Genomic DNA, 2,419 nt, shown 5'->3' with positions numbered 1-2,419 from the left:
TTATGATTCGCTCTTAGTAAAGAATAAACCTGATATCAATAGATTGCCTTTCATTAGAACATAAAAATTGTAGATATATCTTCTCAGAAAAATTAGAGAATTAAAGATTCCACAACGAATGAAATATGAACGTTTAAAACCTCACAAGATTAAAAACTCTTAAACAGTTACTGTCACAATTCAGTATTAGTACCTCTCACGAACAGATAAGGATAACAATATGAGCCAGTCTTCTAACACCAATCGTATTCAAAAAGGCAGTCTTGCCATCGATCAGCAGTTATATGACTTTATTGAAAACGAAGTACTACCGAAAGTCGGTGTGGATTCAGACGATTATTGGTCAGGTTTCGAAAAGGTTATTAAAGAGTTTACCCCGCGCAATAAAGCGCTATTGGAAACTCGTGACAAGATCCAAGCACAGATTGATCAGTGGCATCTAGATAATCCTGCAAAAGATGGCGAAATCGATTATCCAGCTTATAAGACATTCCTGCAAGAGATTGGTTATTTGCTACCTGAAGGCGAAGCATTTACGGTTGATACCAAAAACGTCGATGACGAAATCGCGCACATCGCAGGGCCGCAGCTAGTCGTACCAGTTCGTAATGCTCGTTATGCGCTTAATGCGACCAACGCACGTTGGGGTAGCTTATACGATGCTTTGTATGGCACCGATGTTATCAGTAGTGAAAATGGTCAAGAAGCGGGTGGTAGCTATAATCCTACTCGCGGTGCTGCTGTTGTGGCTTACGCTAAAGCATTTTTAGATGAGCATTTCACACTAGCATCAGGCTCTTACAATGATGTGACTGGTTTTAAAGTAATCGATGGCAAGCTAGAAGTCGTACAAGGTGATAGCAGTACTGAGCTAAAAGATACGGCTAAGTTTGTCGGCTTTGTCGGTGACGCTGAGGCGCCTACAGGTGTGCTGTTAAAGAACAACGGCTTGCATGCTGAGATTCAAATCGATAGTAATCATCCAGTGGGTAAAGACGATCCAGCAAACATCAAGGACGTACTGCTTGAGTCGGCTATGACAGCCATTCAGGATTGTGAAGACTCAGTCGCTGCGGTAGATGCAGAAGAAAAAGTCGAAGTCTATCGTAATTGGCTTGGATTGATGAATAGCGACCTACAGGAAACCTTTGAAAAAGGTGGCAAGACGCGTACACGTAAGCAAAACCCAGATCGTGAATATAACACACCAGATGGAGGCAAGCTGATCTTGCCAGGTCGTTCGCTATTATTAATTCGTAACGTCGGTCATCTAATGCAGAACCCTGCTATTTTAGTTGGTTTAGGCGAAGGACAAGAACAAATATTTGAAGGCTTAATGGATGGTTTGATCACACCACTATTATCACTTAATGATATTAAAGGCAAAAACGAGCTATCAAACTCACGTCAAGGCTCAATGTATATTGTGAAGCCAAAAATGCATGGCCCTGAAGAAGTTAAAATGGCCAATGACTTATTTAATGCGTCAGAGGACTTGCTAGGTCTAGAGCGCAATACGCTCAAAATCGGTATCATGGATGAAGAGCGCCGTATGACGGTCAACTTAAAGGAAGCAATCCGCCAAGCCAAAGAGCGCGTTATCTTTATTAACACAGGTTTCTTAGATCGTACTGGTGATGAGATGCATACCAGCATGAATGCAGGTCCATTTGTACCAAAAGGCGAGATGAAATCGCAAGCATGGCAGCCTGCTTACGAGCAGTGGAACGTCGATATCGGTCTAGAGACAGGCCTACAAGGCCGTGCGCAAATTGGTAAGGGTATGTGGGCTAAGCCTGATGAAATGAAAGAGATGATGGATACTAAGGCTGCTCATCCTAAGTCTGGTGCTAGCACTGCATGGGTACCATCACCAACGGGCGCTACCTTGCATAGCATACACTATCATCAAGTCAGCGTAGCTGATGTACAAGACACGCTAAAATCACGCGAGCGCGCTAGCTTGGACGACATCTTGACCATTCCATTAGCAAAAAATACCGACTGGACTGACGAAGAAAAGCAGCAAGAGCTTGAAAACAATGCTCAAGGTATTTTGGGTTATGTCGTACGCTGGGTAAATCAAGGCGTTGGTTGCTCCAAGGTGCCTGACATCAACGATGTCGGTCTTATGGAAGATCGTGCTACTTTGCGTATCTCAAGCCAACATATTGCCAACTGGTTGCATCATGGCGTGGTTAGTGAGCAGCAAGTGATGGATACGATGAAACGCATGGCCAAGGTCGTCGATGAGCAAAATGCAGGCGATGATGACTATCAATCAATGGCAGATAACTTCGATAGCTCTTATGCATTCAAAGCCGCCTGTGATTTGGTCTTTAAAGGTCGTGAGCAGCCTAGTGGTTATACTGAGCCATTGTTGCATCAAGCACGTTTGGATCTTAAAGCAAACGCTTAG

At 43.5% G+C, this 2,419-nt stretch carries 1 protein-coding gene; it reads left to right on the top strand.

Features of this window, described 5'->3' with window-relative positions:
- Positions 1 to 220 precede the first annotated feature (220 nt).
- Positions 221 to 2,419 carry a malate synthase G gene (locus CXF61_RS11490; RefSeq protein ID WP_165598280.1) on the top strand — a complete coding sequence of 733 codons (2,199 nt, stop codon included), beginning with the start codon at positions 221 to 223 and terminating at the stop codon, positions 2,417 to 2,419.

The organism is Psychrobacter sp. 4Dc (genome assembly GCF_002836715.1).
Lineage (GTDB): Bacteria > Pseudomonadota > Gammaproteobacteria > Pseudomonadales > Moraxellaceae > Psychrobacter.
The sequence above is the reverse complement of the archived record's forward strand: the minus strand, read 5'-3'. Positions and strand labels throughout refer to the sequence as shown.